The organism is Nocardiopsis sp. NPDC058789 (assembly GCF_042745575.1).
In the GTDB taxonomy this organism is placed as follows: domain Bacteria; phylum Actinomycetota; class Actinomycetes; order Streptosporangiales; family Streptosporangiaceae; genus Nocardiopsis; species Nocardiopsis eucommiae.
In genome coordinates this window covers 396,720-405,708 of the sequence record NZ_JBHYOW010000005.1, presented here as the reverse complement: position 1 = coordinate 405,708, position 8,989 = coordinate 396,720, and the positions used below count along the sequence as shown (strand labels likewise).

The 8,989-nt window shown below is 72.6% G+C and carries 6 protein-coding genes; 1 reads left to right on the top strand and 5 read right to left on the bottom strand.

Annotated elements, in window-relative coordinates:
- Positions 1-267: 267 nt before the first annotated feature.
- Complete coding sequence (locus ACFW3L_RS09635) at positions 268-2,259, bottom strand: serine hydrolase domain-containing protein (protein ID WP_378738294.1); 1,992 nt, start codon at positions 2,257-2,259, stop codon at positions 268-270.
- A 198-nt stretch (positions 2,260-2,457) separates the two neighbouring features.
- Here ACFW3L_RS09635 and ACFW3L_RS09630 point away from each other — a divergent pair, with 198 nt between their 5' ends.
- Positions 2,458-4,071: an OmpA family protein gene (locus tag ACFW3L_RS09630; RefSeq protein WP_378738291.1), complete on the top strand. Its 1,614-nt coding sequence runs from the start codon at positions 2,458-2,460 to the stop codon at positions 4,069-4,071.
- Positions 4,072-4,147: 76 nt separating this feature from the next.
- Here the strand turns inward: ACFW3L_RS09630 and ACFW3L_RS09625 are convergent, their stop codons facing one another.
- From ACFW3L_RS09625 to ACFW3L_RS09610, 4 genes are all read right to left on the bottom strand, one after another.
- Positions 4,148-5,080, bottom strand: coding sequence for an AEC family transporter (locus ACFW3L_RS09625; protein WP_378738289.1), 933 nt, complete (start codon positions 5,078-5,080; stop codon positions 4,148-4,150).
- Positions 5,081-5,179: 99 nt separating this feature from the next.
- Positions 5,180-5,614 (bottom strand): hypothetical protein, encoded by a 435-nt coding sequence (locus ACFW3L_RS09620; protein ID WP_378738287.1) that lies wholly within the window; start codon positions 5,612-5,614, stop codon positions 5,180-5,182.
- Between the two features lie 85 nt (positions 5,615-5,699).
- A complete protein-coding gene (locus tag ACFW3L_RS09615; protein WP_378738285.1) occupies positions 5,700-6,806 on the bottom strand; it encodes a hypothetical protein in 1,107 nt (368 codons plus the stop codon).
- 120 nt (positions 6,807-6,926) lie between these two features.
- A complete protein-coding gene (locus ACFW3L_RS09610) occupies positions 6,927-8,972 on the bottom strand; it encodes a serine/threonine protein kinase (RefSeq protein WP_378738283.1) in 2,046 nt (681 codons plus the stop codon).
- Positions 8,973-8,989: the final 17 nt, after the last annotated feature.

Below are 8,989 nucleotides of genomic sequence, written 5' to 3'. Positions count from 1 at the left end.
ACCTCTGCGGGGCTCCCCTGGGGGCGCCGCGGGGGGCGCCCGCGGGGGCGCCCCCGGGGGGGGGGGGGGGGGGGGGGGGGGTTTTTTTTGGGGGGGGGGGGGGGGGGGGGGGGGCCCCCCCCCCCCCCCCCCCGGCCCTCATGTGTGGACGGACCCGCCCCCAAGGGGGTGGGGGCGGGTCCTACTCAGAGGTGTTCCCGCAACGGGGGCGTGACCAACCCTTGACCCCCGCTTTTTCCGGAGCACATGGGGGGCACGCGGCGTCGGTCAGGCGAACGGCCAGACCAGACCGTACTGGGCGCCCACGGCGACGACGGCCAGGGCGGCCACCGGGAGCAGCGAGTAGTGGACCCGGCGGACCGGCCCCCACCATCCGCGCACCCAGGCGGCGACCGCGAACCCGGCGGTGACCAGGGCGAGCGGGACCGCGAGGCCCAACGGGAGGGAGAGCGCCGCCGAGCCGTCGAGCAGCCACTCCTGGAGCCGGTTGAGGTCCAGCACCGCGTAGACGACCAGCCCCACCCCGGTCAGGCACGCCAGGGCGGTCAGCCCGGACGACACCGCGGCGGCGGTCCGGGCCGCTCCTCCCGGGCGGCGGAGACGGACGGCCCCGCCGATCAGGAGCAGCAGGGAGACGGCGACCGTCGCCAGGTGCGCGGCGGGGGACCCCCACGCCGGGACGCGGTCGTAGCCGCTGGTGGGGTTGGCGTCCAGGTACACGGCGACGGCCTCGCCGTCCTCCATGACGAACGCCAGCCGGTCGCCGCTCTCCCCGGCCTCGAACACGTCGTGGCCCACCGGGACCCAGCGGTCGTCCGGCACCAGGCCGCCGCGCACGCTCAGGGCTCCGTCGCCCGCGTCCCGCACGGTGACGTTGTCGAACAGCGTGACGATCCGCCCGCTCCCCGAGCCGGGGCGCCGGGTGGTGACGTAGGAGCCGGTGTACGCGCCCGCCTCGGTCGCGTCCGTGCTCTCGGTGTCCGCTTCGTCCGCGCCTTCCGTACGCGCCGCGTCCGGGCCCACGGTGCCCGTCCCGCCTGAACCCTCGGCGACCGTCCCGTCCGTCTCCCCGTCCGGGGCGAAGGTGTCGACGAAGGCGTTCAGCACGGTGAAGCGCAGGTCCCGGAGGGGGTCGGCGCCCGCGTCGGGACCGGAGTCGTCCCCGTTGACGGCCACGAACACCCCGGCGTCGATCCCGGGCACGAGCACGTAGCCGGTGTGGAGGCCGTCGAGGTCGCCGCCGTGGCCCACGGCCCGGGACGGACCGGTCCGGAACTCGTACGTCCCGTAGCCCATCGCGGTGGCCTCCGGGTGGACCTCGAACCGCCGGTCGAGCATGGCCTCGGCCCACTCCGTGCCGAGCACGCGTTCTCCGTCCAGCTCGCCTCCGCCGAGCAGCGCCAGCATGAACCGGGCCATGTCGTCGCCCGTGGTCACGGCGGCACCGGCCGGGGGCAGCGGGATGTGGGGGTAGGGAACCGGGGAGCCGTCCGACCGGTGGGCGGTGACGAGGCCGTCCTCCTCGTGGAGCTGCCGGAACCGGCTGCCGTCCATACCCAGCGGGGCGAACACGTTCCGCTCCACGTACTCCTCGAACGGCACCCCGCTCACCTCCTGGACCACGAACCCGGCCAGCCCGGTCCCGTAGTTGGAGTAGGCCGTGAACCGGCCGGGCGGGAACAGCCGCTCGGGGGTGTTGTCCCGCAGGAACTCCTCCAGGCCGCGCTGGCCCGCCGGGTCGTCGGGGTCGTCCATCTCGGTGCGCTCGTCGAACCCGGCGCTGTGGGTGAGCAGGTGGTGGAGGGTGACGGGCCGTCCCTCGTGGGTGTCCGGGACCCGGAGGTCCTCGGGCAGGTAGGTGTTGACGTCCTCGTCCAGGTCCACCTCGCCGCGCTCGACCAGCTGGAGGACGGCCAGGGCGGTGAAGGACTTGGCGACGGACGCGGTGGGGAGCCCGTGGGCCTCCGGGTCCAGCGGCGTACCGGTGGCGAGGTCGGCCTCCCCGTGCGCGGCGGAGGCCAGCGGAGCGCCGTCCCCGACGACAGACACCACCACGCCGGGGGCGCCGTGTTCGGCCAGCAGCTCGGGGACGCGTTGGTCGACGAACTCCCGTGCGGTCTCCTCGGTGAGTCCGGGAGAGGGAGGTGGGGGAGCCACGGGCGCGGCGCTCGCGGCGGCCGGAAGGACCAGGGCGGCCGCCAGGGCGAGGCCGAGAGGGGCGGTGAGGAGGCGGAGGGAGGGCAGGGATGGCGCGGGCAACTGGTGACTCCAAGAGGTGTTCCGATGTCACTCCCCACGCTAGGAATCCGGCCCCTCGGAGGCACTGGAGCCCACGACCCTCCTCCGGGTACGGCCAGCTGTAGTACGCCCCGGAAGAAACCCCGAACCGGCAAAAACCAACACAGCGTTGGTCGAGTCCTAGAGAGTGTTGGAGAATCGAGCCGAGGAGCACCCCCCATGCCCACACGACGGACCCGCGTACTGACCGCGACCGCGCTGACCGCCGCCGTCGCACTGGCCCTGACCGGCTGCGGCGTCGTCCGTGACCTCCGGTCCGGCGACGAACCCGAACCCCTCACCGAGGTCATCGAGCCCGAGGAGGAGAGTCCCGAGGTCGACCCCGACTTCCCCTACACCCGTGAGGGCACGATCTTCCAGGACACCGGCCAGGACTCCACCCTGCGCTTCTCGATCACCGGTCTGGAGCGCACCGACGAGTACACCGTCCTCCACTACGAAGAGACCTACGTCGACCACTTCCAGGGCATCGTCAGCAACCTGGCGATGCCCGCCACCCTGGTCGACCCGGTCAGCGGACGCGCCTACGCCGAACTCACCGACGCGGACGGCTACCCCTACGGATCCGTGCCCCCCGACGACGGGGTCTTCCCGGTCGGGGTGGGCGCCACCAACCAGTACCGGGCCTACTTCCCCCGCCTGCCCGACGAGGTCGAGCAGGTCACCCACGTCGGCAGCGGACTCGGCGCGATGACCGGCGTCCCCGTCGTGGACGTGGACGAGGAACAGGCCGACCCCGTGGACCCCGACGGCGCGGGCATGACCACCCGGACCGGCCCCGAGGCGGGCGAGACGGTCGCGTTCGAGAACGAGCGCCCCGCGCCCGGCTGGGAGGAGTGGATCGGTGAGATGGAGAGCTTCGTCGACTCCGACGTCTCCTCCACCACCCGCGACGGCGACACGGAGACGGTCGCCCTGAAGGCCGACGTCATGTTCGACTTCGACTCCGCCGCACTCACCTCCGAGGCCGAGGGGATCGTCCGCGAGGCCGCCGCGTCCCTGGAGCGCAACATCGACCCGGACGACCCCGAGGTGACCGTGATCGGCCACACCGACGGCAAGGGCACCGACGACTACAACCAGACCCTCTCGGAGGAGCGCGCCGCGACCGTCCGCGACGTGCTGGAGGAGGAACTGGAGGAGGACCTCACCCTCACCGTGGAGGGGCGGGGCGCCGCCGAACCCGTGGCCGAGGAGGGCGGATCCGACACCGAGGAGGCCGAGGAGCGCAACCGTCGGGTGGAGTTCTCGTACCGCGTGGACCGGAACGGGGCCTCCGGCGGCGACGCCGAGGAGGGCGGTCTCGGCTCCAGCGAGCGGCACGTGTACCCGCCCGCCCCGTTCGTCGAGGACGACACCGCCGAGGTCGTGGACACCGTCACCGACGGCGACATCCGGCTGGACGTGCATCCGCTGCGCCGCGACGGCGCCTACGTGATCAGCACGGTGACGCTCACCAACACCGGCGACGCACCGGCCTCGCCCGACATGGGCGGCGAGGACGCGGCCTCCCCGGGCGGCCCGACCGAGTTCAGCCAGGGGGCGCTCGGCGGCTTCCAGCTCCTGGAGCCCGGCACCGACCTGGTCCGCTACGTGACCCTGCTGAACTTCGGCGGACAGAGCTTCTCGGGCTTCGCGGAGGAGGTCCACGAGATGCAGCCGGACAACGCGTACCAGCTCATCGCGGTCTTCGCGGCCCCGCCCGCGAGCGTGGAGACGCTGACCCTGCGTGCGGGCCCCTTCGGTGAGATCGAGGACGTCCCCTTCACGTGACCGGGGACCACCCCCGATGACCGGGGACCACCCCCGATGACCGGGGACCACCCCCGACCGCCCGTGGCCCCGGCGGTCAGCCCAGCAGGAAGGTGATGGCGAACAGCACCGGCACCGTGAGGAAGGTGGTCAGCAGGATCACCTCGCGCGTGAGGGTCTCGCCGGTCCGGTACAGGGTGGCGTAGTTGAACACGTTCTGCGCCGTCGGCAGGGCCGCGAGGACCACCACGGAGAACAGGGCGGCGCCGTCCAGGCCGAACACCAGGGACCCCAGCGCCCAGGCGATCACCGGCAGCCCCACCGACTTCAGGAGCACCGCCAACAGGATCGGGACCTGGTCCGGTCCGGCGCGACCCGGCAGGGAGCTGCCGTGCAGGGAGATCCCGAAGGCCAGGAGCATCGCCGGGACGGCCATGCCGCCGATCAGCTCGAACGGTTCCATCAGGGGAGCGGGCGGGACCCAGCCGGAGGCGGAGAGTGCGACCCCGGCGATGGAGGCGATCACCACCGGGTTGCGCACGGGGGTGCCCAGGGAGCGCCGGAGGACCGGCCAGAACCCGCGCGCGGTGCCGTTGGCCAGGTCCAGGACGGTCAGGGAGACGGGGGCCAGCACCAGCAGCTGGAACAGCAGGATCGGGGCGACCAGGGAGGCGTCCCCGAGGACGTACACCGAGATCGGGATGCCCAGGTTGCCCGCGTTCACGTACGAGGAGCCCAGCACGCCGACGGTGGTGCGGCCGACGCCCCAGCGGCGGACCACGCCCACCACGAGGAAGGCGAGCGCCGCGATGACCACGGCCAGCACGCTCACGAGGACCGGCCCCGAGACCAGGATGGACAGGTCCGTCCGGGCGAGGATCGTGAACAACAGAGCGGGACTGGCGACGAAGAACGCCAGCTTGCTGAGGACCTCTCTGGCCCCCGGACCGAGCAGGGGTATGCGCCCGAGCATGTAGCCGATGACGACAATGCTGGCGATGACCCCGAACCCGACGATGACCCCGGACAAGGAGCGCCCTCCGAACAACCGTGCGGCCGCGACCCGCCGAGGCTAACGGAGTCCGTCACAAAGCGAAACGGCCCACGTCACACCACGGAAAGTGACCGATCAGTGCTCCGGGTCGCACTCCTGCCGGGCCTGGAGGGCGTCCACCGTCCTGCGGCGGCGGGCCTCCCGGACCGACACCGAGACGATGCGGGTGACCGCGACGGCGGTGATCACCGCCAGGGGGAGGGCCAGCGCGGTGGCCGGCTGCCGGATGGGCCGGTAGTTCGCGCCGTCGGGGCCCACCACCAGGTAGCCCGAGGGACGGACCCGGGTGAGGCCGATGCCCCCGGCGCCGTCCCCGCCGAAGAACGGGAGGTTGCCGGTGCCGCCGCCCATGGTGCTCAGGGTGCTGACCCTGGCGACGGGGACCACTGTGGTCGCTCCCGAACTCACCGGGGAGCCGAAGGCCGTGGCGGACCCGGCCACGGCGCGGGTGTTGTCGAGCAGCGAGGTCAGCGCGGCCATGGTGCCGCGCTGGTTCCGTTTCCTGGGCATCCGAGGTGTCCTCTCCCTGGGGTCGCGGGATTTCACGCTATAGGGGGTTCTCCACGAACGCGATGAGGAGCACCTCGCGGGTGTGTCAGGCGGTGGGGCTTTCCGAGGGGGCGTCCGGCGGCGGCTCCTGGGACCATCGCACCACCAGGGGCCAGCCGTCCATGGAGGTGTCGTGGTAGCGCGGGAACGTCTCCTCGGTCTCCGTCACCGCCCCCTCCTCCAGGTCCACCCGGAACCACGCCTCCTCGGTCTGGAGCAGGATCGCGTCCCGCTCGGGCGCCAGCGTGTACTGCACGACCGGGCTGGAGGCGTCCTCCAGCAGAGGGGTCGTGCCGTAGCTCTGGCCCTCGACCGTGAGCAGGTGAGCGCCCGTGACCCCCTCACCGCCGCCGTCCGGGCGGAGCAGGGCCTGCTCACCGCCCCAGACCGGCGCGTCGTCGAAGGTCTGCCACTGCTCGCCCCCGGTGGTGAGGGTCGCGTTCACGACGGTGCCGTTGGTCGATCGCACCACGAGGTTGCCCTCGCCCCCGGTGACCTGCTGGGTGGGGACGCTGTTGCGGATGTGCAGGGAACCGTCCGGAGTGATCGTCCAGTCGCTGGGCCGTTGCCCCTCCCCGAGGGCCAGACTGCCCTCCTGGTTGGGGGTGCCCGCGGGCGCCTCCAGCGGTACCGACTTGACCTGCGGCGGCTGCCCCTGGCCCTGCGCGGAGACGTACCAGAGCCGCTCCCCGTGGATCACCGGGTCCGAGAGCTTCTCGTCCCCCGAGGCCTGGATGGTCTCGACCGGCTGGTACGAGAACTCCTCGCCCTCCTCCTCGGCGTCCTCGGGGTCGCTCAGACCCGCCAGGTGCACGGCGTTGGGCTCGTTGGTGACGAAGGCGAAGTACTGCCAGTCCTCCGAGAACCTCTTGTGCACCGGGACCGCGGGCGCCATCGGGTCGACGGCCCCGTCGGGGAGGTCGATCCGCTGGAGGGGCGCCCCGGTCGCGGGGTCGTGGAAGACCAGGACCTGCTCGGTCTCCGGGTCACCGCCCTCGAACCCCCGGTGCACCAGGGCCAGACCCACCAGGCCGCCCTCGGTGAGCTCCTCGACCGTCTCCGGAGCGTCGTCCGAGGACGACCCGGAGGAGGACTCGCACGCGGTCACGGCGAGGAGGCACACAGCGGAGGCCAAGGCGAGTGAACGCCGCATGGATCGCCTTTCGGGGGACGAAGGAGGAGCGGGTGTTCCAGGGTGTGGGATCCCCGGCGACACGTCACGGTTCTCCCCGAACCTCACGTTATCCGAGGGGCACGGGGGGAGAGAGGCCGCCTATTCGCCGTCACCAACCGCTGAGGGAGAGGGTTCTCTGACCAGTTCAGAGTTGGGTGACGGCGAGGGAGAAGGCGACAGATCGTCTTCCTCTTCCTCTTCTTCCTCCGCCTCGGCAGCGGCCTCTTCCTCGGCCAGGCGTTCCGCCTCGGCGGCTCGCTCCGCCGCGCGGGTCGTGCACACCTCGTCGGCCGCCCCGGAACCGCCGTCGACGGCCACCACGGTGAAGCAGTACTCGGCGGTGGGGTCCTGGGTGGCGACCTGGGCCGTGGTCGCTCCAGGGCTGGTTCTGGCCAGGGTCATCGGATCGTGCCCCTGCCGACCGCCCAATACGAAGTACGAACCTGTGCCGCCGGTGTGGTCCCCCCACGTGAGTGTGACCGTGCTGAGCGTGTCCTCCAGGGAGACCCCGGAAGGCGCCTCGACCTCGGGGAGGGATGAGGGAGCCGCCACAGGCTCGGGAACGGCCTCAGCGGCCTCTGGCGTGGCCTCCTTCTCAGCGGCGACGGCGACGGGTTCGGAGGTGTTCGTCGCCGCGAACACGCCGGAGGTCGCGGTGACGAGGAGGATGCCGCAGACCGTCACCCCGATGTGCAGGTGGCGGCGCCATCGGGGCTGGTTCGGTTCGGAAGTGTTGAGCGGTGCCCACTCCGGATCCGAGGAACCGCCCCCTGCGGGCTCTTCGGTGGGGAGGTAGGAGGACTCGGCGTCACCGGTCCACCCCTCCAACCGGGACCAGGCGCGCAGGGGAGAGATCTCCTCGCCCCGCAGCCGCGCCATCATGATGTCCGCCGTGCTGTTGGGAACCTCGTCGGGCACGGCGCCGTGCCGCTCGCGTTCCTCCGGAGTGGGCAGCTCCCGCTTCGGGGGCCGGAGGCGCCCCGCGCTCTCCAGACGGAGTTGCGGATCTGCGGGCGACTCGGGTGGGAACCACGAGTCGGAACGCTGGACGGGCGGGGCTGGGTCCGGGGTCGGGGCCGCTGGAGGGTGCGGTGCCTGCGGGCCGGTATTCAGCTGCTGTGGGCCGCTCATCGTGTGCTGTGGTCCCGAAGGAGTGCTCTGGGGTCCGGCGACGTCACGCGGCTGCTGGGAGCCTTGCGGTCCCGTGGGCGGCCGCTGGGGACCCGTCTGGGGCCTCTGAGGCCCGGTGCGCGGCTGCTGCGGCCAGGCCTCCGGCCTTTGGGTGCCGGTCAGTGACGCGTTGCCGCCCGTCGCGGAGATCGTCGTCGCGGGACGCGAAGTCCGCGCCTGCTCGAAGGCGGCGCTGAACGCGGCCGCGTTGGGGTACCGCTCGTCGGGCTGCTTGGCCAGAGCCCGGTTCAAGACCCCGCGCAGCTTCCGAGACACGTCCTGACGGGGGACCGGTCGCGGGGCCTCGTTGAACACCCGCTCCGCGTAGGCGTGCGGGTCGAAGGGCGCACCGTCGGTCGAGGCGAAGGGGGCGTGGCCGACCAGCATCGTCCAGACGGTGGACGCGAGCTGGTAGACGTCCGAGGCGGGGCCGCGTGGTTCCCCGCGCAGCGCCTCCGGCGGCGAATGCAGGAAGGTCTCCGTTGACGAGGCGGGCGGGGGCACGGCCTCGCCCGCCGGGCACACCGCGCCGAACCCGGTCAGCACCGGGGTACGACCCGCGCGCAGGACGTTGCCCGGGGTGACGTCGTTGTGCGTCAGCCCCCGGGCGTGCACGGCTCCCAGCGCGCCCGCGACACTGCGGGTGACCGCCGCCGCCTCCTGGACGGGCGCCGGGCCCATCCTGGAGAGCATGTCGGCGAAGGAACCGTCGGTGTAGAACGGCAACACCACGAACATGTCGCCCTCGGCGGTGGACCCGGCGTCCAGGAGGGGGACGACCCCGGGAACCCCGCTGAGTTGCCGCAGCTGGTCGAGCTCGGCACGCCCCGCCTCCGCGGACAGTACCTTGAGCACGACGTCGGACCCGCTGGTGGTGCGGGTGGCGCGCACGATCCGGGCACGGCGTCCCCGCCGCAGCAGATCGGACGTGTCGTACCCGGGAGCCCACGCCGGGACGTGTGCGGAGTCGGACATGGGAGATCGACCCCCTG